Genomic DNA, 23,133 nt, shown 5'->3' on the forward strand with positions numbered 1-23,133 from the left:
CTCTGGCGGCGAAGACATGGGCTCCCCTGCCTGCCTGCCCTCCAGGCCCTCCCCTCTCACGGTTGCAGCCGGAGGACGGTCCCGTTGGTGCCGCCCACCCAGACGCTGTCCGGCGTCACCCACACCGCCCGGAGGTGCTCGCTCACCCCGCTCACCTGCGCCGCCCAGCTCGTCCCGTTCCAGAAGACGAGGGTGCCATTGTCGCCCACGGCCCACACGCGGTCACTGCTCCGCCCGGCGATGCCACGCAGGGGCTGGGTCACCCCCGTGGGGAACGACGTCCAGCCACTCCCATCGTAGTGGTAGGCGGCCCCGTTGAGGCCCACCACCCACACATCGCGCGGACCCGAGCCCCACACGGCGAACAGGTCGGCCGACGTGGACGGCTTCACACTGGCCCAGCTCCCCGTGATGTCCCGGCGGAAGACCGCCCCGCCATTGCCCACCGCCCAGACATCGGTGACGGACGAGCCCCACACGGCGTTCAGTGGTGTGTTCCCAGGGGTGATGATGTTCCCCTCGGAGGCCCAGGCGCCGGTGTCATCGCGGCGCCGGATGAGGCCGCTGCCGCCCACCGCCCACACCGGCGCCACCCCCGAGCCCCAGAGGGAGCTCACGGTGCTCGAGAACGTGCCGCCCGTCGTCCACTTGCCGTTCTGGAGCAGGTGGATCTTCCCGGTGCTGCCGCTGTTCTCCGCCGCGAACAGCAGGTCCCCCGACCCCCACAGGGCCGTGAAGGTGCCCGCCTCCGGAGGCGCCACGGGCGACCAGACGTTGCCCTGGCGGCGCATGACCAGGTCGTTGTCCCCGGCCGCCCAGAGATCGAGCCCGCCAGCGCTCCAGAAGGCGTTGATGTTGCGCGTCACGCCCCCGGGGACCTCCGACCACTGGGTGGCCCCCCGCCGCACGATGGTGCCCGAGCTCCCGACGGCCCAGAGCACCGCGTCATTGCCCCAGATCGAGTTCAGCAACTGCGGAGTACCACTGGCCTCGGAGGCCTTGCCCAGGACGTAGATGGTTGAAGCGGGCCCGACGATCCGCGTGGCGCCCGAACTGGTCCACACGCCATTGAGCGGGGTGGAGGATGTCGCATAGGCGGCGCTCGACCACGAGCCGTTGGAATAGGTCGCGAGCGTCCCCTTGCCCACGGCGTGGGCCGTACCGGCATCCACCCCGGAGGCGATGGCCATCAGGTCCACGGATCCCGTCTTGTTGACGGTGACCCAGCCCCCATCCACGCCATGCACGAGCGCGGAGCCCTTGCCCACCGCCCAGGCCTCGTTGTTCGAGGCGGGCCACACGGCCAGGAGCTCCGGAGCGGGGCTGGTTCCGGCGTCCCAGGACTGAGGGCTCCACAGCGTGCCATTGAAGGAGTAGATGGCGCCGCCCTGCCCCACGGCGATCGCGGACGTGTCCGAGGACCCCTCGATGTCATAGATGGTCAGCGACTCGGCGAGCATCTGGGACGTCCAGGCCGAGCCGTCCCACTTGTGCAGGGCGCCCCCTGCCCCAGCCAACCACCACGTCCTTCCCGCGGCGGGCCAGGCGGCGCGCAGCGCCTGGGTGGTGCCAGGCGTGAGGCGGGCCCAGCAGGTACCATCCCAGTGCAGCGCGACGCCCCGCTCGCCCACGGCCCACACATCCGTCTCGGACCTGCCGCGGACGGTGAACAGCGTCCGGCCCTCGGAGAGCGGGTTGTCCCAGCACCAGTTGGACGTGGAGCAGGTGGGCAGCACTGAGGTCTGGGGGCAACCGCCGTCCGAGCCCCCATCCGCGTCCGGGCCCGCATCGGGGCCCGCGTCCTGTGTGTCTCCGGTACCGGGTTGCCCGGGCACAGTGCAGAAGCCCTCGCTCACGCAGACGTACTGCTCGCCTCCGGGACCACTGAGCCCCGTGCAGTCCTCGTCCGTCGAGCAGGAGAAGGATTTGCTGGGAAGGTCGATGCAGTGCAGGGACGACAAGGCCCCTACGGTCAGGGCCAGCAAAGGCCCCCAGCGCCACGCGCGCGTGTTCGTTGTCAATCCGAGTCCCTGTTGACGAGCCTGAGCGCGGACCATAGCGCGAGGAGTCCATGGGGACCACCGATGGATGGTGGGGCGGCTCGGCCGCGTCATCCAGTCATCAGGCGAACCGCTCATGAGCGATCAGCCCCACTCGAGCCAGTCCATGACCTTTCCTCTAACCACGGGAGCGAGGGCCTTCTGGTATGGCACCGCGCCAGGAGGAACGATCGATGCCATCTGGAAGCACCCTCGCCTTACGCCGTCCGTCCTGCCTCATCGGACTGCTCGCCCTCGTCCTGTTGGGGGGCTGTGCCCACAAGCCGCTCGTGACCGAGAACAAGGGCCGCGAGCTGAAGAACGAAGGTCCGGTCCTCGCGGACACCGCGAGCGGCCAGGTGCGCGGAGTCCTCTCCGAGGGCATCCGCATCTTCAAGGGGATTCCGTACGGCGGGCCCACGTCGGGCAAGAACCGCTTCATGCCGCCGGTACGGCCCGAGTCCTGGAGCGGCGTTCGCGATGCGCTCGAGTACGGCCCGCGCTGCGCCCAGCGCAGTGCCATCGGCGCCGGGGTCGCGCGCGAGGTCGTGGCGGCGCTCGTCACGCCCGATACCAAGGCCATGAGCGAGGACTGCCTGGTCCTCAATGTCTGGACCCCCGGCGTGGCGGATGGCGGCAAGCGGCCCGTCATGGTCTGGCTGCACGGCGGCGGTTTCGTGGAGGGCTCGGGGTCGGCCGCCCTCTATGACGGGACCTCGCTCTCCCGGCGTGGAGATGTCGTGGTGGTCACGCTCAACCACCGGCTCGGGGCACTGGGCTACCTGTACACGGGCAGCGGAGCCAACGCGCCGCCGGGCAATGCCGGCATGCTCGACATCGTCGCGGCGCTCCAGTGGGTGCGTGACAACATCACCTCGTTCGGCGGGGACCCCGGCAACGTCACGATCTTCGGCGAGTCCGGCGGAGGCATGAAGGTGACGATCCTGCTCGCCATGCCCGCGGCGAAGGGGCTGTTCCACAAGGCCATCAGCCAGAGCGGTGCCCTCGTGCGCGGGTTGCAGCCGGAGCAGGCGGCCGTCCATGCCAGCGAGTTCATGGCCGAGCTGAAGCTCGCGGCGGGAGCTCTCGAGGCGTTGCAGAACCTCCCCCTGGAGAAGCTGCTCGATGCCCAGACGGTCGTCCTGAAGAAGGAGCGGGGAACGTTCACGTTCAACTCGCCCTTCACCCCCGTGGCGGACGGAAGTGTCCTGCCCTTCGACCCCGCGGCCCCCGCCGTCTCGGCGGACGTGCCGTTGATGATCGGCACCAACCAGGACGAGATGACGCTGTTCCTCTACGGGAAGCTCGGGGTGATGACCGACGGCCTGGCGCGCATGGGCCTGAAGCGCCTGGTGGGTGACGCGAACGAGCAGGTCTTCGAGCACTACCGCCGCCGCATGCCAGACGCCCCGGCGAAGGACATCATCCTCACCGCGGGCAGCGACCTGTTCCGGGCGCCGTCGCTCCTGCTCGCCGAGCGCAAGGTGGCCCAGGCGGGCGCCCCCGTCTACGTGTACCTGTTTACCTGGGAGACGCCGATCCTCGAGGGCAAGCTCAAGGCCACCCACGCGCTCGACATTCCCTTCGTGTTCGACAACGCCGACCTGGTGCCTGGCTTCACCGGAAAGGACCCCGAGCGCTTCAAGCTGTCCGAGCAGCTGAGCCCGGCCTGGATCGCCTTCGCGCGCACGGGCAACCCGAACCACCCCGGCATTCCCACGTGGCCGGCCTACACCACCGGGGAGCGCCCCACCCTGCTCTTCAACCTCACGTCCCGGGTCGAGAATGATCCGGGCCACGAGGAGCGCCAGCTCTGGCGGGGCCTCCTCACGAAGTAGGCGGGGCGGTGCTCACCGTCCCACGCGGAATTCACGGGCCTTGGCGTTGTAGGCGTCCAACAGCGGCTCATACCGGACTCCGAAACCCACGGTATGGGCCCCTTCCTCCAGCGCTGGCAGCTGGAGGGAGGCGGTGAATTCCCGTTGACCGCCCGGCGGGATGACGGCGTCTTCTGGAAAGACCTCCAGCGTCCCCCGGTGGACCTCCTGGCCGTCCTTCCGGATGACGTAGAACAGCGCGGGTGCTCGCGGAAACCCGGCTCTCTCGAAGCGGAGCGCCGTGGTCCTCGGATTGGAGACCTTGACGGCCACGGGCACGGTGTCTCCGCTCTTCACGGAAGGAGGAAACACGACCTCCACCGGGATGTCGTAATACGACGAGAACGCGGGCGCGATGAAGTAATGGACTGTCTTGTCCATGCGCGTCCGCAGCTCCGTGCTTCCTGCGAACGGGCGATCCTGGATGAGGACCACTTCCCTCCCCTGCAGACCGTCCTCGTAGTTCCACAGCTCGTATTGGGATTGGCGCCGCTCGCCGCTCTGCAGGGCCACGCCCGTGTGCCCCGAGTAGAACGAATAGAGAGACGACTCCCGGAAGTTGTCACCGAAGAGCACGGGCCTGTCTCCCGCCACCCGCTCGATGTCTTCCGCCCACAGCTTCCGGCCATGGTAGTAATCCACATTGAGGTGGTTCACCGGGAAGATGCGGAACATCAAATACAACCGGAGCACCACGACGGCGAAGGCCAGCGGCAGCACCAGGAAGTGGAAGAGCTTCCTCCGCTTCTCCTCCTCGTAGAACCGCGCGGCGAGCAGCAGCAGCGGGAAGAGGGCAATGGACGTCCAGTGGAAGTGGACGAAGGCCTTCAGGGCCGTGAAGAGGAAGAAGCCGAAGGTGCCCAGGCAGATGAGCTGCAAGGCCCGCTCGAAGCGCTCCCGCGTCCTGTAGACGAACGGGATGAAGAGCAGCCCGGGCCCGATCGCCGGCAACTGCTGGCTGACGTACTCGAGGAGGTACCGGGTGGTGAAGGCCGTGGTGCGGCCCTTCAGGTGGAACTGGAAGGTCGGAAACTGGTGCGCGTACTGCCACGCCAGGTGCGGCAGGAACAGCACCAGGGCCAGCACCATCGACAGCCAGAACCTCGGTGAGCGCAGCAGACGGAGATGGGAGAGGACCGTGAAGCCCACCACCAGGACGCCGTGGTACTTCGAATACATCATCAACGCGGTGGAGAACCCCAGCAGCAGCACCGCGGGCAGATCCTCCTTCTCCAGGAACCGCTTGTAGCCGAGGAGGAACAGCACGAAGAAGAAGAGGAGCGGCCCGTCCGGGAAGATGATGAACGCCAGGTAGTTCAGCAGCGGCAGGGACAGCACCATCAGACAGAGGAGGGTGTCCCGCCGCGGCTCCCGAGGCACCAGCTTGAACAGCAGCAGCACGCTCAGGGCATTGAGAATCACATTCACCAGCCGCACGCCCAACTCGTTGGGGAAGAGCGCGTAGCCGAGCCGCACCATCAGCGCGATGAAGGGGGGATGGTCGTAATAGCCCCACTCCAACGACCGGGAGTAGAACCAGTAGTACGCCTCATCGCTGGTCAGCTCCGTGAACGCGGCCTGCACGAGATTCAGCACCAGCCAGAAGATGAAGAAGTGCAGGGGCCTGATTTTCATCGGGGGGTCGTCCCGGGGTGAGACCGGAGCAGCGCGGGTGATACCCCCCCACCGCCTGGGCGGCAAGTGGCGTGTCAGTCCCGCGCGGTATCTGCGTCAGAGCAGTGCCGTAGAGCGCTGTTCAACACGCGGCCCGGTCCCGGGCCCTCGAGGGGGAAAAACAATGCGAATGAATCTACTGGGTGCGGCCCTGATCGGCGGCCTTCTGGGCTCGTCATCCGTGCAGGCCGAGACGACGCTCTTCTCCGAGGACTTCTCCACCAACCCGAACACCAACGGCAAGTGGACCGTCGTGCAGAGCGACGTCCCGAACTCGCTCTACGACGCCACCAGCCAGTCCTTCTACATGACGCGGGTGGGCGGCTACACGGGCGGCGGCATCTACATGATGGCCAATACCCCGCTCAAGACGCGCAAGTGGGAGGCCTCGTTCCGCTACCGCATCGGCGGCCGCTACCAGGGCGGAGCCGACGGGCTCGCCTTCATGTTCTACAAGAAGGGCGGCTACAGGCCCGCGGGTGGCGGGTTCCTCGGCTTCAACCCCGCCTACGTGAACCAGCCGGGCTACGGCGTCATCATCGACAACTACTTCAACTCGGGCTGGGATCCCTCGGCCAGCTACATCGGGCTGATCAAGGACAACACCCACTCGTTCTCGGCCAAGCTCGCCTACGTCAATGACTCCCGGACCGAGGACGCCGTGTGGCACGCCATGAAGGTGCGCTTCATCGACGGCGAGGTGTCCGTGTACGTCGACGGCGGCCTGCTCTTCACCCACAAGCTGGCCACGCCGGACTACTCGTACGACGGCGTCGGCTTCTCCGCGGGCATCGGCGCCGACCAGAACTACCACCAGCTCGACGACTTCGTCCTGACGGACCTCGAGCTCCCCGTGTGGAGCGCCACCGGCCGGATGAACCTCGAGCACGGGATGCACACGGCCACCCGGCTGCCCGGGGGCAAGGTGCTCGTCGTGGGTGGCTTCAACAGCTCGGCCGAGGTGTATGACCCGGCCACCGGCGCGTGGAGCTACACGGGCTCGGCGTCCACGTCGCGCCTGCTGCCCACCGCCACCGCGCTGAAGGACGGCCGGGTGCTCGTCACCGGCGGCGAGAACGACGCGCGCTCGCTGGAGACGGCCGAGCTGTACGACCCGGCCACCGGCTCGTGGCGCCCCACCACCTCCCTGGACATCGGCCGCCGCGACCACACCGCCACCCTGCTGAGCGACGGCCGGGTGCTCGTCACCGGCGGCTACAGCGAGCGCTCCGGGACCCTCTCCTCGTCCGAGGTGTATGACCCGGCCACCGGCACGTGGACGCCCGTGGGCTTCATGGGCCAGGCCCGCAGCCAGCACAAGGCCGTGTCCCTGCCCGGGGGCAAGGTGCTCGTCACGGGAGGCCTGGACGCCAGCGGTATCCCCCTGGCCAGCGCCGAGGTGTATGACCCGGCCACCGGCGCGTGGACGTCCACCGGCAGCCTGAGCACCGGCCGCCGCTACCACTCGGCCACGGCCCTGAAGAATGGCCGCGTGCTCGTCGCGGGTGGCTACGACGCGAGCGCCTCCACCCTCGCCTCGGCCGAGCTGTATGACCCGGCCACCGGCGTGTGGAGCTCCACCGCCTCGCTGGGCAAGGGCCGCCGCTACCACTCCGCCACCCTGCTGAACGACGGCAAGGTGCTCCTCGCCGGCGGCTACAGCGACTGGTACGGCATCCTCGCCTCGGCCGAGCTGTATGACCCGGCCACCGGCGCCTTCGCCGACACCGCCAGCCTGGGGCTGGTCCGCTACGACCACACGTCCACGCTGCTGGAGGATGGCCGCGTGCTGACGGTGGGCGGCTTCAGCACGGGCGATCAGGCCTCCGCGGAGCTGTTCGGGCCCGCCAGCAGGTAACGGCGGTCCAGCCAATCCCGAGGGCCCGGTGCTCCGTCTCCCAGACGGGTGCATCGGGCCCTCGGCCGTTGGCGCCTCAGCCCACCTTGGGGCTGGTGATGCCCAGTGTGTCCGCGTAGCTGTGGAGCCCGCGGATGTGGTTGCCCCCGTCGACGGCGATCGTCTCTCCGGTGACCCACGACGAGAGCTCACTGCACAGGAACGACACCACCTTCGCCACGTCCTCCGGCTCGCCGAACACCTTGCCAAGCGGCGTACGGGCGAGGAACTCCTTCTTCATGCCGTCCGACATCAGCCCGGCCCCCTCGGAGAGGGGCGTGCGGATGAAACCCGGCGCGACGACGTTGACCCGGATGCCGTACCGCCCCAGCTCCGAGGCCGCGACCTTCGTGAAGTTCGCCAGCCCCGCCTTGGAGGCACAGTAGTGGGCGAGCCCGTCCGTCGGGGCCGTCTGGTTCAGCGAGGAGATGTTGACGAAGGAGCCGGGCTGCTTCGCGTCCACGAGCGCCCGCCCCAGGGCCTTGGTGAAGAGGAAGGGCCCCTTCAGGTTGATGTCCAGGACCTGGTCGAAGTCCTCCTCCGGCATGTCGATGATCGGGGCGAGCGTGGCCGTCCCGGCGTTGTTCACCAGGAGGCCCGGCAGGCCGAACTCACGCGTGGCGGTCTCGATGGCCCGGGACACGTCCGCGGCCCGGACCACGTCTCCCGCGAAGGCCACGGCCCGCGTGCGCCCCTCCATCGCACGGTTGAGCTCCTGGGCGGCGGCCTCCACCTTCTCCCGGGTCCGGCCGAAGAGGAGCACATTGGCTCCGTCCCGCATGAGACGCGCGGCGATCCCCAGGCCGATTCCCTGCCCCGCTCCCGTCACGATGGCACTGCTCGATACCAACTTCATCCTGGCTCCTTGTGTCTTCAGGGTGCCCGGACGCTACACCTCCACCGTGAACCGGCAAGGATTGGCCCGGGAGCGTTAAGCTCCCCCCATGCGACTGCTCCTGAACATCATCTGGATCGTGATCGGCGGCTGGCTCATCTGGCTCGAGTACGTGATTGGCGGCCTGCTGCTCTGCCTCACCGTCGTTGGCATCCCCTTCGGAATCCAGTGCTTCAAGCTGGCCGGACTGGGCCTGCTACCCTTCGGCAAGGACATCGTCGACGCGCCGGGCGCCAGCGCCATCGGCTGCCTCCTGAACGTCTTCTGGATCGTCGTCGCGGGGATCTGGATCTTCCTGAGCCACCTGGGGATCGCGCTGGTGTTCGCCTTGACGATCATCGGCATCCCCTTCGCCATCCAGCACGTGAAGCTCGCCATGCTCGCGCTCGCCCCCTTCGGGAAGCTCGTGCGCGAGAAGTGAGCACCGGCGTCAGAAGGCCACCCCAAAGGCCAGGCGCGGCGTGGGGACGATCTCCACCCGGAGCGCCTCGCCTCCTTCCGCCTCGAGGTCCGGCACCGAGCGGTACTGGGCCGAGAAGCCCGCCGCGAGCGTGAAGCGGTTGAACAACACCAGGGTCCAGCCCACGGTCCCGCCCAGCCCCAGGCCCAGGCCCCTGCGCCGCACGTGGTTCTCGGAGCGGATCTGGTGGACCACACTGAACTCGGGCCCGAAGTAGATGCCGCTCGGAGCGTTGCCGAGCACGAAGAGCCGGATGCCGAGCGTTCCCGCCAGCGACAGGGTCCAGGCCTCCGGCGTGCGGCCATAGGCGAACTCCGGCGCCACGTAGAGCGAGAGGGGCTTGCCGAAGGCCCGCTCGTACTCGACTCCGAGCTGCGAGTGCTGGAGCGCCAGCGGGTTGATGGTGAAGGTGTTGCGCGCGCCCAGGTCCTCCACGGGAGGAGGCTTCGGCTTGCCCAGGTTCGAGAACCAGTCCTGGACCCGGGTGATGACGTCGTCTTCCGCCAGCGCCCTCCCGGGGAAGAGGACATAGAGCGAGAGCAGGAGGACCAGCGCGGCGCGGGACATGGAGGGCTCGTGGACCGAGGGGGGAAAAGGCGCGCCATCTTCGGGCACCCCCGGTGATGCCTCAAGCACGGAGCTTCAAGGGCGCGCCTCCCGCTCCCGCTCGAGGAGCCACGAGGCGATGGCCTTCTCACACTCCTGGTGACGGTCGAGGAAGGCGAAGTGGCCGCTGTCGAACTCGACATAGGTGGCGAGGCGGCCCGCGCGGTGGGCGGCTTCGCGCATCAGGCGCGCGGGCATCATGGTGTCGTGCTTCCCCTCGACGAGCAGCACGGGCACGCGAGGCGGTGGCACCTTCGTCGAGGCCCCGGAGATCAACAGGAGCCCCCGGAGCTCCAACCCGGGATGCGCGGCACGGCCCACGAGCACGCTCGCGCCCACTCCGCCATTGGAGAGCCCCCCGAGGTACACCCGCCGGACTCCGCGCCGCGCGAGCCACTCGAAGGTGCGCTCCAGGGTCTCCTCCCCCTGGCGCGACCACCAGTCTCCCGCCGGACCCACCGAGGGGCACACGGTGAGCGCCGGGATGGCTCGGACCGCGCGCGCCATCTGCCAGCAGTACACGGCGAAGTTGCCGGTATAGCCGTGCAGGAAGACGACGGCCGTCTCGGGAGTGGCGGTGCGCTCGGCGGGAATGACGACGGCATCGAAGGACCCGGGCGACTGGAGCCCGAGCCATGTCGCGATGGCGGGCGTGGCGCTCAGGCCCTCGGCCTCCCCGAGCCGGGCGAAGGCGGACTCGAGGGCCGGGACGAAGTCGTGCGTGTCCGAGCGGGGCAGGCGGCCGGAGAACAGGAGCGCCTGGGCCGCGAGCAGCGTCCCATCCCGCTCGTCGACGAGCCGGTTGACGAGCCGCCATCCCTCGTCCGGCAGACGCACGGTGTGCAGACCGGGCCCATCCGCGAGGACGAGCCGCGCGCTGGCGACGAGCAGCAGGAGGCCGAGCCCCGCCCGCGTCAGTCCGCGCCACCTCCGCCTGCGTTTCGTGAGGAGCCCGGCCGAGACGATGGCGGCCCCCACCGCATAGGCCCAGCCCGAGGGGGTCGCTCCCACGTAGAAGGCCGCCACGAGCAGGAAGGCGGAGACAGGAGCGGTGAGGAGGCCGAGGACCAGGGCGAGCATGGGCACAGTGTGCGGCGCTGCCTGCCTCCGGAGGGCCCCGCCCCGCCGAACGGCTCCAGGAAGACGGCCGCCGGTCGTGCCGCGCCCCCGAGAGGCCCGCGCTGTAGCAGATGTCTCCATCGCGATCAGTCCCTGTCCGGAGATGGGACACCCACTGGCTCCTCTCGAAATCCCCGGCACTCCTGGGAAAACATCACGCGGGCGTAACGGTGCTTTACGTTCCAGCGCCCCGGACGGTGGAGTCCCGATGCTCCATCACGACGGCTCGGCTCGCGCCAACCTCGCGTTCTCACAAAGGGCGAGCCCCTGGCCCAGGCCTTGCTCATGGGACACGGAGCGCCTCACCCCCCAGCAAAAGGAAGCACGCCCTATGAGCAAGAACCTTCGTGGCAATTTCAAGTGGATGGCGATCGCCGGTGCGTCCCTTCTCGGCGCCTGCGGCGTGCCGGGGGACGAGACCGCGGCCGGTGGCGAGGGGCTCGCGCAGGGCGCGCAGGAGCTCGCCGCCCGTGACGTGTCGGTGCGGCTGTCCTCGGAGAAGGCCACCTTCGGCGCCAGCGAGAAGGCCTCGGTGACGGTCACCCTCACCAATGACTCGCGCCACCCGGTGAAGCTGCTCAAGTGGTACACGCCCGCCGAGGGGCTGGAGGAGGCGCTCCTCCAGGTGAAGCTCAACGGCGAGGACGTGGAGTTCACCGGCCCGCACTACAAGCGCCCGGCCGCCTCCGAGAAGGACTTCCTCACCCTGGCCCCCGGCGAGAGCCTGAGCCGCACGGTGGACCTCGGCGAGGTCTATGATCTGTCGCGCACCGGCAGCTACTCCCTGCGCTTCGACGTCGCGGTGGAGAAGCTCCACGGCAACAGCGCCAAGGCCGGGCGGCTCGAGTCCAACGACGTGACCGTGTGGATCGAGGGCCGCGCCGCCGCCAAGCCCGTCGTGGACAGCCCCACGACGCTCGGCGCCATCACGTTCAGCGGCCGCTGCGACGCCACGCAGCAGTCCACCATCATGAACGCGCTCAACGCCGCCAGCGCCATGGCGAACGACTCGTCGAGCTACCTCAACGGCACGCCCTCGGGCACGGTGCGCTACACCACCTGGTTCGGCGCCTTCTCCAGCAGCGGCTGGACCACCGCGAAGACCCACTTCGCCGCCATCAAGGACGCCTTCGACACCAAGCCCGTCACGGTCGATTGCGGCTGCAAGAAGAGCTACTACGCCTACGTCTACCCGAGCCAGCCGTACAAGATCTACGTGTGCAACGCCTTCTGGGCCGCGCCGATGACGGGCACCGACTCCAAGGGCGGCACGCTCATCCACGAGATGAGCCACTTCACGGTGGTGGCGGGCACGGATGACCACGTCTACGGGCAGAGCGGCGCCAAGAGCCTGGCGATCTCCAGCCCCACCGACGCGCTCGACAACGCGGACAGCCACGAGTACTTCGCCGAGAACACGCCGTTCCTGCAGTAGTCTCGTGGTAAGGGCGGTCCATGCCCAACACGACGATCATCGACGGCCTGGATGGACTCCGGGCCCTGGCCGGACAGAAGCTCGGTGCCTCGGAATGGAAGCAGCTGGCGTACGAGGACATCGTGCGCTTCGCCGAGGCCACCGGCGATTTCCAGTGGATCCACGTGGACCGCGAGCGGTGCCAGCGCGAGTCGCCCTTCGGAGTGCCCATCGCCCATGGCTACTTCAGCGTCTCGCGCATCGCCGGGCTGTTCTTCGAGATCGTCGACATCCGCGGCTTCGGCCTGGTGCTCAACTACGGGCTCAACAAGGTCCGCTTCCCCGCGCCCCTCAAGGCCGGGGCCCGCTACCGGCTGAGCCTCGAGCTGAAGGAGCTCAAGGACATTCCCAAGGGCGTCGAGGCCCTGATGCTCGCCACGCTCGAGATCGAGGGCGAGGCCAAGCCGGCGTGCGCCGCGGAGGTGCTCTACCGGTTCATGACGGCGTGAGCGGCAGGTGGCCTGCTCGCTGAGTACGCGGGCCACCCGTCTTCCCGTGCCGGGCTTGCCCCGGGCTGCCAGCACGAGGGGCCCGGCCTCACCTTTGGTGGAAAGCGCCCCACTCCACCAACGCAAGCCCACCTCATGTCCACGCTCTCTCCACCGCCCCTCTCCCGCCTGTCCCTGCTGGCCTTCGATCACCGGGACTCTTTCGAGCGCTCGCTCCTCGGCCTGTCTGGTCCCCCTACGGCCGACGAGGCGGAGGCCATCCGCCGGATGAAGACGCTCATCTACACCGGCTTCCGGCTGGCCCTCCGCCAGGGAGCACGGCGCAACGGCAGCGGCATCCTCGTGGACGAGCATTACGGGACCCACGTGGCGGCCCATGCGCTCGAGGACGGGCCCCTCCTGGCCCTGTCCGTGGAGAAGAACGGGCAGGACGAGTTCGACTTCGAGTACGGCCAGGACTTCGGCGCGCACGTGGAGACGTTCGACCCGGCCTTCACCAAGGTGACGGTCCGCTACAACCCCGACGGTGACGCCGAGCTGAACGCCCGGCAGACGGAGCGGCTCGCCCACCTGACGGACTGGTTGCAACAACGAGGACGCCGCTTCCTCTTCGAGCTGCGGGTGCCACCGACCCAGGCCCAGCTCGACGCCGTTGGAGGACACCGGGAGCGCTACGACGCCGAGCTGCGGCCCTCGCTCCTGGTGCGGGCGATGGCGGAGCTGCAGGCCGGGGGCGTGGAGCCGGACGTGTGGAAGATCGAAGGCCTGGACAGAGCCTCGGATTGCGCGAACGTGGCCCGGCAGGCCCGCGCGGGGGGCAGGGATCACGTGTCCTGCATCGTGGTCGACCACCTCACGGGCTGGAAACGGCTGGAGCGCTGGCTGCGCGTGGCCGGGGCCACTCCGGGCTTCATCGGCTTCTCGCTCGGCCAGACGATCTGGTGGAACCCCCTCCGGGCCCTGCAGGAGGGACGCATCACCGCGGCCGATGCGGCCCAGCGGATCTCCGAGAACTACCAGCGCGCGCACATCACCTGGGACAAGGCGGCGCTCTGCTCCCCGCTTCAGCGGACGGAGGCCTCGCCCGCCTGAAGCCCATGCGCCATCTCCAGCTGGGTGAGCGGCTGCCGCCGCAGACCCTGGGCGGCGAAGAAGGCGGCGCCCAGTGACTCGGGAACGATGGCGGGAACCCTCCACCGGCGGCCGGGCAGCCAGGCCGCGAGCGCCCGCAACAGACGGCTGCCCTCGCCCCGCCGGCGCTGCTCCCCGGGCACCACCAGGGAGCGGAGCATCACGTCCTGAGGACCCGTTTCGAGCACCACGGCCATGGCCGCACCCAGGCGGAAGGCGCGCGTGGGCGCGGTGAGCCCGGCCAGCGTCTCCGGCGCGAGCTGCCAGGGCAGCCCGGGCTCGCCCTCCCGTAGAATCGCCGCCAGGGCCGTGGAGAGGGCAATCTCCTCCAGCGGCGCGGCGTGCTCCGGCGGCGTCCCTTCCCAGCCCACGAGCCGGCGGCGGACCTGGAAGCCCGTGCGCTCGTAGAGGGCCACCGCGGGGGCGTTGCTCTCGATGACCTCCAGCAGCACGGCGTGGTCGCCCCGGCCCCGCGCCTCGTCCATCAGCCTCCGCAGCAGCTCACGGCCCACCCCGGTCCGCCTCAGCCCGGGCACGATGGCCATGGCCGCCACCCGGCTCGTGGTCCCCCGGCGGGCCACCAGCGCCAGCGCCTCTACCCGGCCCTCCCGCACCACCACCAGGCTGTCGGCGAGATGCACGTGCTCGGTGCGCACCCGCTGCTCGAAGGCGCGGACGTCCCCGGAGATGGGCACCACGTACCCGGCGAAGCAGGCCGCGAACCCCTCGGCGAGCCTGTCGAGGGGAACGGAGAGGGCGGAGGAGATCTCGGGAGCGGACATGCCCGCCATCCTAAATCCCCGGCAATCGTCGCGGCGGAGGAACGTAGGGCAGCCCTCGTGGCGCTGGGAGCCATGTGGCTGCCGGCACGCCGCGCCGCCCGCGTGGATCCCATGGTGGCGCTGCGCTACGACTAATCCTCCAGTACAGGGATGCTTCCCTGGCCGCTCCGCGGGCGGAAGCGCGCGAGCCCCGGACACGCCCGGATGGAAAAAGGGCCGTGGAAGAGAATCGCGGCACCGTGGTGTTGAAGAGGGCGAAGTCGCCGTGATCCGAAGGCTGCTGCACAGGGTGTACACGTGCGAAGCATCGGCGTGGCACCAGAGGGCCGCGAGGCCCAAGGGCCGCCGATTCGAATCAACTTTGAAGGTGCATGCACCATCGCAAGCACGGAACTTCCACGAGGGGGGCGGAGACGCCCCCCTTCGTCGTTTCCGCATCACATCTCCACAGACGCCCTTCCTTCTCTTTGAACGAAAGGAAGCGCCATGAACCATCTCCGTCTGCATGTTGAGACGCCGTACCAGGTGACGCCCCTCCCGCTCTCGAATGGGCGGGCCACCCGCCGCATCGTGATTTCCACCGGCAAGGGCGCGGCGCGGGTGTCGTTGGATCCAAACATCTGCAGCCTCGATCCCTTCGGCGACACGGCCGGATGTACGCGGATCGCCATTCACACCTTCGAGGCGAAACTCTCGTTGCTCGAGGAGCGCGACGGCAAACAGCTGTTCGCACTCGAGCCGACGGAGGCCGAGATGCCCTTGCTGCGACTCGTGCTACATCCGGAGCGGCACCGCCACTCGGTGTCGGCCCGCCTGCTCGTGCTCGACGCGGCGGGCACGATCACGAACGTGGTCGCGCTCGAGCCGCTTCCGAGCACGTGAGCGCGAGGCCTACTCCGAGCGGCAATCCACCCAGCTCACGCCCGAGCCGCGCGTCTCGCGCCAGATGCGCGGGAGGGCGCTGGTGGCCTTCGGGTGGATGTCATGGAAGAGGATGATGCCGTGGCGCCACAGCAGCATCAGCGACAGCACGCGCCCGGCAGCCTTCGCGCCCGAGTTGCTCGCGTGCCAGTCCTGCGAGTCGATGTTCCAGAGCATGTTCTTCATCCCGCCCCGCTCCAGCGCCTGGAGGATGTCCGGGGTGCGCTGGCCGTACGGCGGGCGGAACAGCGTCAGCTTTGTCTGGCCCTCCGGCAGGCTCTGCGCGAGCTTGGAATGAAAGGCCTCCATGCCCGCCACCGCGCCACTCCAGGTGGCATGGGAGCGGTGCTCCTGGCCGTGCGAGCCCACGCACATGCCCGCGTAGAGCGCCTTGAGCTGCTCCACCGAGGTCGCCTTGAGCCGGGCCTCGTGGTTGTTGCCGAGCAGGAAGAAGGCGGCGTGGATGCCCTCGGCGCGCAGTTGCGTGGTGAGCGTGTCCGTGCCGCCGCCCTTGGGCGTGGGGCCGTCATCGAAGGTGAGCAGGAAGCTGCGGTCCGGCAGCTCCAGGCCGAACTGCTCGGAGGGCGACAGGGGGAGGATCTCGCTCGTCACCTTGGGGAAGAGCCCCGCCAGGCGGACCAGCTCGGCGACGTAGCCCTGGTGGAAGGGCTTCTGCTCGGCGTACCAGGGCGCCAGCTCCGCCGGCAGCTTCGCGAGGCCCGCCCGCGAGGTGGCGACCAGCGCGTCCCAGTCCTTGGGCACCGCGCCCTCGCAGAAGAGTGCCCCGGCGGCACACGTCTCCCGGGCCTTGGCGAAGTTGCCCACCACCACCTGCCGCATCCGCTCCTTCCACTTCGCCAGGGACGCCGCGTCACCCGTGGCGTCGTTGCGTGCGTCCGCGTCCGCCATGGCCTCGGTGAACACGGCGAGCTCCGCGCGGGAGGCCACGTCGAAGGCCTGGGGAGTCGTCATGGGCCAGGGCCATTGGGCGCGCTCGGTGAGCGACACCTTCAGGCCCCCCGCCTGGGCGGACGGGACGAGCAGGACGGAGCAGATGAATGCGGTCAGGAGGCGAAGCGAGCGGTGCATGGAATCCTCTCTTGAAGCCGAGAAATAGCACGCGACATGCCAGCCCCTGTAGGGCACCCCGCTCCCGGGAAAGCGGCTGGCCGGCCACGTTCCAGGCCCGGTGGGAAGCGAGGACGTGGTTGGGAGGACACATCATGTAGAGTGCGCGGCCTTCTTCGCCGGGTCCCACCATGTCCATTCCCTCCGAGATCGCCCACTGCCAGTACCACCCCCGAGCCGCCGCCGGGTGGTTCTGCCCGGCTTGCGACGCGAAGCTGTGCCCCGACTGCGCCGTCCTCGAATCGGTGGCCTCCACCGACCTGCTCTCCTGCGCCCGTTGTGGCGGAGCGGTGGAGGAATTCAAGGTGCATCGCTCGCATGCTCCCTTCTCGCGGCGGCTCCTGGGGACGTGGAGCTACCCGCTGAGGAAATCGGGGCTGCTGGCCCTGCTCGCGGTGGGCGCGGTGGTGGCGATGTCCCGAGGGCTCGCCAGCATCCTGCCCTTCGTGCCCGGACTCATCCTGCTCACCATCTGGTTGGGCAGCTTCTGGGGCTCGCTCTTCTGGATCGTCCGCGGCACCGCCATGGGCGCCGAGCACTTCACCGCCCCCGACTTCCACGACGTGCACCATGATCTGGTGAGCCCCGCCATCCGCGGCACGGTGGCCACCGCGCTGATCTGGGTCCCCGCCGTCCTCTTCATCTGGAACGCCGACGAGACGAACGGTTCCATCGCCATGTTCGCCGTGATGGTGCTCGCCACCGTCCTCTACGCGCCCATGGCCCTGCTCTTCGCCGCCACCGGGCAGGGCACGCTGTCCCTGCTCAACCCCTTCAAGGTCATCGGCATCGGCATGCGCCTGGGCCGGGCCTACCTGGTGGTCGCGGCCTGGATGGTGCCACTGGCCCTGCTGCACCTGGTGCTGATGTTCGTGGCCGGGAAGGTCTCCTCACTGAGCATTCCCCTGCTGCCCTCGGTGGTGGGAGAAGCGCTCTCCCTCTACGTCCCGTTCGTGATGGCGCGCATGCTCGGACTGCTGCTGTACGTGCACGGGGACCGGGTGGGTTACGGCGTGGACTCGGAGTTCTACGAGCCGGCGCTGCCCGGCGTGAAGCCCCGGGGGAAGAAGCGCGCCGCGCGGGTGCCCGCCCAGGCGCAACCCGAGGCCATCCGCCCGCGCGTCATCGAGCTGGAGCCAGAACCGGCCCCCCGCCCCGCAGCCACGCCGGAGCCGCTCGAGGTCCAGGTGGTGAAGGCGGTGGAGACGAACGCGCTGGACCGGGCACTCGAGCTCTACCGGCGCCTGCCCGAGGCCCCGGCGCCGCTGCCCGCCGCCAGCCATGTCGCGGTGGGGCAGAAGGCGGCGTCGGTGGGCGACTACCCGTTGGCCGTGCGGGCCCTGAAGCAGGTGGCCCAGCACAGCCCGGAGGATCCGCTCGCGCCCAAGGCCTGTGTCATCCTGGCGCGCCTGTATGGGGAGCGGCTCGGGGACGAGGCGAGCGCGCTGAAGCTCTACCGGCACGTGGTGGGCCGCTACCCCGGGACGGACGCGGCGCGGTTCGCGCAGTCCCGCCTGACGCCGGCCTGAGCCCGGGACGAGCCGCTACGCCGCGTGCCTGTCGAGGATGCCCGAGCGGGCGATGCGCTCGACGGCCTCGGCCAGCCGCGCCTCGTTCTGCACGAGGGCGATGCGCACGTGGCCCTCGCCCATGGCGCCGAAGCCACTGCCGGGCACCACGGTGACCCCGGCCAGCTCCAGCAGTTCCATGGCGAAGGCGAGGCTGGACTCGAAGCCGGGGGGCACGGGCGCCCAGCAGAACATGGTGGCCTTGGGCTTGGGGACGACCCAGCCCAGCCGGTTGAGCCCGTCCACGAGCACGTCCCGGCGGCGCTGGTAGGTGGTGGCCATGTCGGCCACGCACTGCTGGGGCCCGGTGAGCGCGGCGACCGCGGCGGCCTGGATGGGACGGAAGAGCCCGTAGTCCAGGTGCGCCTTCACCTCCGCGAGCAGCCCGAGGAGCCGCGCGTTGCCCACCGCGTAGGCGATGCGCGCCCCAGCCAGGTTGTACGTCTTGGACAGGGAGTTGAACTCCAGGCCCACCTCCATCGCGCCGGGCGTCTCCAGGAAGCTCGGAGGCCGGTACCCATCGAAGGACAGCTCGCTGTAGGCCGCGTCGTGCAGGATGACCGTGCCGTAGCGGCGCGCGAAGGCGACCACCTGCTCGAAGAAGCCGGGCCGGACGATCGCTGCCAACGGGTTGCTCGGGTAGTTGAGGACCAGGAGCCTGGCGCGCCGCTTGATCTCCTCGGGCAGCGCCTCCAGCTCCGGGAGGTAGCCGTGCTCGGCCTTCAGAGGCACGGGGTACAGCTCCGCGCCGGCCAGTACGGGGCCCGCGGTGTAGATGGGGTAGCCGGGATCCGGCACCAGCACGAGGTCCCCCGGATCCGTGACGGCCTGGGTGATATGGGCCAGGCCCTCCTGCGAGCCGGTGAGCCCCAACACCTCCGAGTCCGGGTTGAGCACCACGCCGAAGCGCCGCTGGTACCAGCCCGCCACGGCCTCGCGGAAGGCGGGCAGATCCCTCATCGGGTAGCCGTAGTTGCTGGGGTCGCGGATGGCCTGGGCCATGGCCTCGGTGATGTGCGAGGCGGGGGGCAGGTCCGGGCTGCCGATGGACAGGTTGATGACATCGGCTCCGGTGGCGAGCTTGCGCTTGCGCGCCTCATCCATGGTGGTGAAGACGGCGGCGGCGAGCTTCTGGAGACGCTGGGGCTTGCTCATGGACATGGGACGGGCGCCCCTCTATCACGCCCGCCCACCCCGGCTCCAGGCAGCCGGGCACTGCACCCTGGCTACCACCGCAGCAACGCGACCCCGGCGAGGATGAGCACGACGGCCAGGACGCGGAGGGGCGAGAAGCTCTCGTGGAAGAACGCGATGCTGAAGACGAGCGTCAGGGCCGCTTCCAGTCCGAGCACCGCGATGTACATGACGCCCAGCTCGCCCCGGCGCATGGCGATCGCCAGGACGACGGCCCCCACCACGAACAGGGCGAGGAAGGCCAGGGTCGGCAGCAGCCGGGAGGCCCCCTCCGAGAGCTTCATGAAGATCCCCCCGCCCGCGAAGCACACGGACGAGAGGAACAGCAGCACCAGCTCCTTCCAGGACACCATCCGGGCCTCAGCTCCTGTCGCCACACACGGGCAGGAGCAGGGAGAAGGTGGTGCCACGGCCGGGCTCGCTGCGCACTCCCATCTCCCCGCCCATCTTCTGGATGATGGACTGGCTGATGGACAGGCCGAGCCCGGTCCCCGCGCCAGCGGGCTTGGTGGTGAAGAACGGCTCGAAGATGCGGGGCAGCACCTCGGGAGGAATCCCGTGCCCGGTGTCCGAGATGTCGATGCGCACCCGATCCCCTTCCACCGCGGTGAGCACGCGGAGCACGTGGCGCTCCGGGCCTCCGGAGGGCATGGCCTGGGCCGCGTTGATGATCAGGTTGAGGAAGACCTGGCTGAGCCGGCCCTCGCTGGCGGACACGGGTGGCAACGCGTCCGCGTAGTGCCGCTCCACCCGGGCCGTGTGCTTCAGCTCGTTGTGCGCCATGCGCAGCACGACATCCAGGCACGAGTGGATGTCCACGGGAGCCAGCTCCTCGCCCGCGGTATGCGAGAAGAACCGCATGTCGCGCACGATGTCCCGAATGCGCTGGCCCCCGGACAGGCTCTCGGAGATGACGTCCTTCACCTCGGAGAGCGTCTCCCCCAGGCGCGGCGGCAGCCCCGGCAGGACCGCCAGCTCCCGCTCCAGCTCGTCCCGCCACTCCTGCAAGTAAGTGAGGTTGGAGAGCACATAGGAGGTGGGGTTGTTGATCTCATGGGCGATGCCCGCCGCCAGTGCGCCCATCGCGACGAGCCGGTCATTCTGGATGCTCTGCTGCTCGAGCCGCCGCTTCTCGGTGAGATCATCGCCGACGATGAGCAGGCGCCGCGCCGTTCCCGACACCTGGATCGAAGCGGCGATGCCGAGCGCCACCCGCTCCCCGTTCGCCGAGCGCAGGCCCTGGTCCTCCAGCCGCACCGTGCCGCGCACACGGAGATCCTTCAGCGCCTGGCGCAGGGGCGCGCGCTCGTCCTCGGGGGCGAGCGCCTCGAAGGAGGTGCCGAGCAACTGCTCTCGGGACAGGCCCAACAACCGCTCCGCCACCGGGTTGACCTCCAACACACTGCCGGCCGCATCGAGCACGAAGACGGCCTCCCGGGAGTGCTCCATGAGGTGGAGGGTGCGCTCGTGGGCCTCGCGGACCTGCTCCTCCAGGTGGGCGGCGTGCCGCTCGATGAGGGCCTTGGCCTCCTGCAGCGAGGCCTCCTGCCGCCGGCGCTCGCTGATGTCGGCGTAGATGCCGACCAGCCCCTTCACCGTCCCATCCAGGTCCTTCAGCGGCACCTTGCTCGTCAGGACCCAGGACATCTCTCCACTGGGCCGATCGATGGGCTCCTCGTAGGCGAGCTTGGGGACGCCGGACTCCATCACCTCGCGATCATCCCGGCGGTAGGCCTCGGCGCGCGTGCTCGTCACGTGCATCTCGATGTCCGTCCTGCCGATCACCTCCAGCGGCGAGGACATGCCCATGTCGCGGGCGAACTGCGGGTTGCAGCCCTGGTAGACACTGTGGCGGTCCTTCCAGAACACCGAGTGGGGAATGTGCGTGAGCACGCTGGTGAGCAGCTCCTGTTGATCCAACAACTGGCGCTCGATGCGCTGGCGCTCGCGCATCTCCGCCTGCAGGAAGGCGTTGAGGGAGCGCATCCGCTCCTGGGCCTGCTCCAGCTCGGTGTTGCGGGCCTTGAGCTGCCGCACCTGGGCGCGCGCGCGCAGCATCAGCTCGAGCTGGCGCTTGAGCGCGAACAGGCAGCGGCGCTGGGACTCACTCAACCCGCGGGGACGCCGGTCGATGACGCAGAGGGTACCGATCGGAAAGCCGTCCTCCGTCTGGATGGGGACGCCCGCGTAGAACCGGATGAACGGGTCGCTCTGGACGAGCGGGCTGGTGGAGAAGCGCTCGTCGGCGATGGCGTCCTCCACGAGGAAGACCCCCTCCCGCTCGATGGCGTGGGTGCAGAAGGAGATGACCCGCTCCGTCTCGCTCACCCCATGCAGCCCCACGTTGGCCTTGAACCATTGCCGGTGCCGGTCCACCAGGCTGATGAGCGCGATGGGCGTGCCGCACGACTCCGCGGCGAGCCGGACGATGTCGTCGTAGTCCGGCTCGGGCGGCGTATCGAGGATGCCGGAGCGCTCGAGCGCCTGCAGGCGTCGCGCTTCGTCTCTCTTCAATGCAGGAGATGAGGTGTGCATAGGGCCTGGAGTGGACTGTCGCTGCCCAGGTGGAGTCCCTGGCATGAACAGTCCGCCACATTTCGAAGGCGCGTGCGCACGCCATGTAGGTCCCAGCACCCAAAGCGCGCAGCTGACGTGAACAACCCGCAACCGCATTACAACGAGGTTTGACCACTATCTTTCACTTCACCGGAACTCGCGCTCCCGGGGGGCCGCCGCGATGAACAACCTCCGCCGCCCGTCGCGCGCACCTCCGCGCGCGAGGCCGTGAGGACACCGTCATGAACCGGAGAGAGTTCCTCGAAGCCACACTCGCGCTGATGGTGGCCCCGAGCGCCTTCGCAGCGGGCACCCCGTCCGCGTCCCAGGCCATCCCCCGCCGGAAGCTGGGGCGCACCGGAGAGCAGGTCTCCTGCATCGGCCTCGGCGGCTTCCACATCGGCAAGCAGAAGGACGAGGCCGAGAGCATCCAGATCATCCGGCGCGCGCTCGACCAGGGCATCAACTTCCTCGACAACTGCTGGGACTACAACGAGGGCCAGAGCGAGCTGCGGATGGGCAAGGTGCTCCGGGACGGCTACCGCGCCAAGGCCTTCCTGATGACGAAGATCGACGGCCGCGACAAGAAGACGGCCGCGGCGCAGATCGACGAGTCGCTCAAACGGCTCCAGACGGATCGGTTGGATCTGCTGCAGTTGCACGAGGTCATCCACGCCAATGATCCCGAGCGCGCCTTCGCCGAGGGAGGCGTCATCGAGGCGATGGAGGAGGCGCGCAAGGCGGGCAAGGCGCGCTTCCTGGGCTTCACCGGGCACAAGTCGCCCGCCATGCACCTGAAGATGCTCGAGGCGGCGAAGAAGCACGGCTTCCGCTTCGACGCCGTGCAGATGCCGCTCAACGTGATGGACGCCCACTACGACAGCTTCGAGAAGCGCGTCCTGCCGGTGCTCGTGCGGGAGGAGATCGGCGTGCTCGGCATGAAGTCGATGGGAGACCCCTTCATCCTGGAGAGCAAGACAGTCACCGCCACGGAATGCCTGCGCTACAGCCTGTCGCTGCCGGCGAGCGTGGTGATCACCGGCATGGACTCGATGGACCGGGTGGAGCAGGCGCTCTCGGTCGCGCGCGGCTTCAAGCCCCTCTCGGAGAAGGAGGTGGAGAAGCTGCTCGCGCGCACCGAGAAGGCCGCCAAGGGTGGCGGCTTCGAGAAGTACAAGACCAGCCAGCACTTCGACGGCACGGCCAAGCACCCGGAGTGGATGGGATAGCCACCGGAGGCCCGCGAGCCCCTGCCCCGGCGGTTCTGAACTGCACTGGCGGTTCCGGACTCCTGGAATGCCGGTGAAGTGCCGGAGTTGGAGGAGAACCCCCGGGTACGCGGGCCTGGGAAGTGGCATGCTCC

Annotated in this window: 19 protein-coding genes; 9 read left to right on the top strand and 10 right to left on the bottom strand. The window is 69.1% G+C overall.

Features of this window, described 5'->3' with window-relative positions; translation table 11 throughout:
• Window positions 1-56 precede the first annotated feature (56 nt).
• Window positions 57-1,961, bottom strand: coding sequence for a WD40/YVTN/BNR-like repeat-containing protein (locus tag NR798_RS28625; protein ID WP_375765682.1), 1,905 nt, complete (start codon window positions 1,959-1,961; stop codon window positions 57-59).
• Window positions 1,962-2,233: 272 nt separating this feature from the next.
• Here NR798_RS28625 and NR798_RS28630 point away from each other — a divergent pair, with 272 nt between their 5' ends.
• On the top strand, window positions 2,234-3,877 hold the full coding sequence (locus NR798_RS28630; RefSeq protein ID WP_375765683.1) for a carboxylesterase/lipase family protein: 1,644 nt from the start codon (window positions 2,234-2,236) through the stop codon (window positions 3,875-3,877).
• A 12-nt stretch (window positions 3,878-3,889) separates the two neighbouring features.
• Here the strand turns inward: NR798_RS28630 and NR798_RS28635 are convergent, their stop codons facing one another.
• Window positions 3,890-5,551 (bottom strand): ArnT family glycosyltransferase, encoded by a 1,662-nt coding sequence (locus NR798_RS28635; RefSeq protein ID WP_375765684.1) that lies wholly within the window; start codon window positions 5,549-5,551, stop codon window positions 3,890-3,892.
• Between the two features lie 169 nt (window positions 5,552-5,720).
• Between NR798_RS28635 and NR798_RS28640 the strand changes: the two genes are divergently transcribed.
• Window positions 5,721-7,448: a kelch repeat-containing protein gene (locus NR798_RS28640; protein WP_375765685.1), complete on the top strand. Its 1,728-nt coding sequence runs from the start codon at window positions 5,721-5,723 to the stop codon at window positions 7,446-7,448.
• Window positions 7,449-7,524: 76 nt separating this feature from the next.
• Here the strand turns inward: NR798_RS28640 and NR798_RS28645 are convergent, their stop codons facing one another.
• A complete protein-coding gene (locus NR798_RS28645; protein ID WP_375765686.1) occupies window positions 7,525-8,343 on the bottom strand; it encodes an SDR family NAD(P)-dependent oxidoreductase in 819 nt (272 codons plus the stop codon).
• An 88-nt stretch (window positions 8,344-8,431) separates the two neighbouring features.
• Between NR798_RS28645 and NR798_RS28650 the strand changes: the two genes are divergently transcribed.
• Window positions 8,432-8,803: a YccF domain-containing protein gene (locus NR798_RS28650; protein WP_375765687.1), complete on the top strand. Its 372-nt coding sequence runs from the start codon at window positions 8,432-8,434 to the stop codon at window positions 8,801-8,803.
• 9 nt (window positions 8,804-8,812) lie between these two features.
• On the opposite strand, the gene NR798_RS28655 is transcribed toward NR798_RS28650, so the two are convergent.
• Both NR798_RS28655 and NR798_RS28660 read right to left on the bottom strand, forming a co-directional pair.
• Window positions 8,813-9,409, bottom strand: a complete 597-nt coding sequence (locus NR798_RS28655) for a hypothetical protein (RefSeq protein WP_375765688.1) — start codon at window positions 9,407-9,409, stop codon at window positions 8,813-8,815.
• Window positions 9,410-9,484: 75 nt separating this feature from the next.
• Window positions 9,485-10,528: an alpha/beta hydrolase gene (locus NR798_RS28660; RefSeq protein ID WP_375765689.1), complete on the bottom strand. Its 1,044-nt coding sequence runs from the start codon at window positions 10,526-10,528 to the stop codon at window positions 9,485-9,487.
• Window positions 10,529-10,898: 370 nt separating this feature from the next.
• Here NR798_RS28660 and NR798_RS28665 point away from each other — a divergent pair, with 370 nt between their 5' ends.
• The 3 genes from NR798_RS28665 (at window position 10,899) to NR798_RS28675 (ending at window position 13,582) form a co-directional block, all read left to right on the top strand.
• Window positions 10,899-12,002: a M35 family metallo-endopeptidase gene (locus tag NR798_RS28665; protein ID WP_375765690.1), complete on the top strand. Its 1,104-nt coding sequence runs from the start codon at window positions 10,899-10,901 to the stop codon at window positions 12,000-12,002.
• A gap of 20 nt (window positions 12,003-12,022) precedes the next feature.
• Window positions 12,023-12,490: a MaoC family dehydratase gene (locus tag NR798_RS28670; RefSeq protein WP_375765691.1), complete on the top strand. Its 468-nt coding sequence runs from the start codon at window positions 12,023-12,025 to the stop codon at window positions 12,488-12,490.
• Between the two features lie 135 nt (window positions 12,491-12,625).
• Window positions 12,626-13,582, top strand: a complete 957-nt coding sequence (locus NR798_RS28675) for a 2-deoxy-5-keto-D-gluconate 6-phosphate aldolase domain-containing protein (protein WP_375765692.1) — start codon at window positions 12,626-12,628, stop codon at window positions 13,580-13,582.
• Here NR798_RS28675 and NR798_RS28680 read toward each other — a convergent pair.
• Window positions 13,555-14,403, bottom strand: a complete 849-nt coding sequence (locus NR798_RS28680; protein WP_375765693.1) for a GNAT family N-acetyltransferase — start codon at window positions 14,401-14,403, stop codon at window positions 13,555-13,557. The genes NR798_RS28675 and NR798_RS28680 overlap by 28 nt on opposite strands.
• A gap of 486 nt (window positions 14,404-14,889) precedes the next feature.
• Here NR798_RS28680 and NR798_RS28685 point away from each other — a divergent pair, with 486 nt between their 5' ends.
• Entirely contained in the window at window positions 14,890-15,285 is a 396-nt protein-coding gene (locus NR798_RS28685; protein ID WP_375765694.1) for a hypothetical protein, read from the top strand.
• A gap of 9 nt (window positions 15,286-15,294) precedes the next feature.
• Here NR798_RS28685 and NR798_RS28690 read toward each other — a convergent pair whose 3' ends face one another.
• The gene (locus NR798_RS28690; RefSeq protein ID WP_375765695.1) at window positions 15,295-16,413 is read right to left on the bottom strand and encodes a polysaccharide deacetylase family protein; all 1,119 of its coding nucleotides are present in this window, start codon (window positions 16,411-16,413) and stop codon (window positions 15,295-15,297) included.
• A gap of 170 nt (window positions 16,414-16,583) precedes the next feature.
• Between NR798_RS28690 and NR798_RS28695 the strand changes: the two genes are divergently transcribed.
• On the top strand, window positions 16,584-17,981 hold the full coding sequence (locus NR798_RS28695) for a hypothetical protein (protein WP_375765696.1): 1,398 nt from the start codon (window positions 16,584-16,586) through the stop codon (window positions 17,979-17,981).
• Window positions 17,982-17,996: 15 nt separating this feature from the next.
• Here the strand turns inward: NR798_RS28695 and NR798_RS28700 are convergent, their stop codons facing one another.
• The 3 genes from NR798_RS28700 to NR798_RS28710 all read right to left on the bottom strand — a co-directional run bounded on the left by NR798_RS28700 (window position 17,997) and on the right by NR798_RS28710 (window position 21,728).
• The gene (locus tag NR798_RS28700) at window positions 17,997-19,181 is read right to left on the bottom strand and encodes an aminotransferase class I/II-fold pyridoxal phosphate-dependent enzyme (RefSeq protein WP_375765697.1); all 1,185 of its coding nucleotides are present in this window, start codon (window positions 19,179-19,181) and stop codon (window positions 17,997-17,999) included.
• A gap of 65 nt (window positions 19,182-19,246) precedes the next feature.
• On the bottom strand, window positions 19,247-19,567 hold the full coding sequence (locus NR798_RS28705) for a DMT family transporter (RefSeq protein WP_375765698.1): 321 nt from the start codon (window positions 19,565-19,567) through the stop codon (window positions 19,247-19,249).
• Window positions 19,568-19,574: 7 nt separating this feature from the next.
• Entirely contained in the window at window positions 19,575-21,728 is a 2,154-nt protein-coding gene (locus NR798_RS28710) for a PAS domain S-box protein (protein ID WP_375765699.1), read from the bottom strand.
• Between the two features lie 284 nt (window positions 21,729-22,012).
• Between NR798_RS28710 and NR798_RS28715 the strand changes: the two genes are divergently transcribed.
• Window positions 22,013-22,999 carry an aldo/keto reductase gene (locus tag NR798_RS28715; RefSeq protein WP_375765700.1) on the top strand — a complete coding sequence of 329 codons (987 nt, stop codon included), beginning with the start codon at window positions 22,013-22,015 and terminating at the stop codon, window positions 22,997-22,999.
• The last annotated feature ends 134 nt before the right edge of the window (window positions 23,000-23,133 follow it).

The sequence above is a fragment of the Archangium gephyra genome, assembly GCF_042230915.1.
GTDB lineage: Bacteria > Myxococcota > Myxococcia > Myxococcales > Myxococcaceae > Archangium > Archangium gephyra_B.

Excerpts from the sequence above, each read along its gene's own strand:
- NR798_RS28630 (WP_375765683.1), top strand. The coding sequence starts at position 2,234 with ATGCCATCTGGAAGCACCCTCGCCTTACGCCGTCCGTCCTGCCTCATC.
- NR798_RS28635 (WP_375765684.1), bottom strand. The coding sequence starts at position 5,551 with ATGAAAATCAGGCCCCTGCACTTCTTCATCTTCTGGCTGGTGCTGAAT.
- NR798_RS28640 (WP_375765685.1), top strand. The coding sequence starts at position 5,721 with ATGAATCTACTGGGTGCGGCCCTGATCGGCGGCCTTCTGGGCTCGTCA.
- NR798_RS28645 (WP_375765686.1), bottom strand. The coding sequence starts at position 8,343 with ATGAAGTTGGTATCGAGCAGTGCCATCGTGACGGGAGCGGGGCAGGGA.
- NR798_RS28650 (WP_375765687.1), top strand. The coding sequence starts at position 8,432 with ATGCGACTGCTCCTGAACATCATCTGGATCGTGATCGGCGGCTGGCTC.
- NR798_RS28655 (WP_375765688.1), bottom strand. The coding sequence starts at position 9,409 with ATGTCCCGCGCCGCGCTGGTCCTCCTGCTCTCGCTCTATGTCCTCTTC.
- NR798_RS28660 (WP_375765689.1), bottom strand. The coding sequence starts at position 10,528 with ATGCTCGCCCTGGTCCTCGGCCTCCTCACCGCTCCTGTCTCCGCCTTC.
- NR798_RS28665 (WP_375765690.1), top strand. The coding sequence starts at position 10,899 with ATGAGCAAGAACCTTCGTGGCAATTTCAAGTGGATGGCGATCGCCGGT.
- NR798_RS28670 (WP_375765691.1), top strand. The coding sequence starts at position 12,023 with ATGCCCAACACGACGATCATCGACGGCCTGGATGGACTCCGGGCCCTG.
- NR798_RS28675 (WP_375765692.1), top strand. The coding sequence starts at position 12,626 with ATGTCCACGCTCTCTCCACCGCCCCTCTCCCGCCTGTCCCTGCTGGCC.
- NR798_RS28680 (WP_375765693.1), bottom strand. The coding sequence starts at position 14,403 with ATGTCCGCTCCCGAGATCTCCTCCGCCCTCTCCGTTCCCCTCGACAGG.
- NR798_RS28685 (WP_375765694.1), top strand. The coding sequence starts at position 14,890 with ATGAACCATCTCCGTCTGCATGTTGAGACGCCGTACCAGGTGACGCCC.
- NR798_RS28690 (WP_375765695.1), bottom strand. The coding sequence starts at position 16,413 with ATGCACCGCTCGCTTCGCCTCCTGACCGCATTCATCTGCTCCGTCCTG.
- NR798_RS28695 (WP_375765696.1), top strand. The coding sequence starts at position 16,584 with ATGTCCATTCCCTCCGAGATCGCCCACTGCCAGTACCACCCCCGAGCC.
- NR798_RS28700 (WP_375765697.1), bottom strand. The coding sequence starts at position 19,181 with ATGTCCATGAGCAAGCCCCAGCGTCTCCAGAAGCTCGCCGCCGCCGTC.
- NR798_RS28705 (WP_375765698.1), bottom strand. The coding sequence starts at position 19,567 with ATGGTGTCCTGGAAGGAGCTGGTGCTGCTGTTCCTCTCGTCCGTGTGC.
- NR798_RS28715 (WP_375765700.1), top strand. The coding sequence starts at position 22,013 with ATGAACCGGAGAGAGTTCCTCGAAGCCACACTCGCGCTGATGGTGGCC.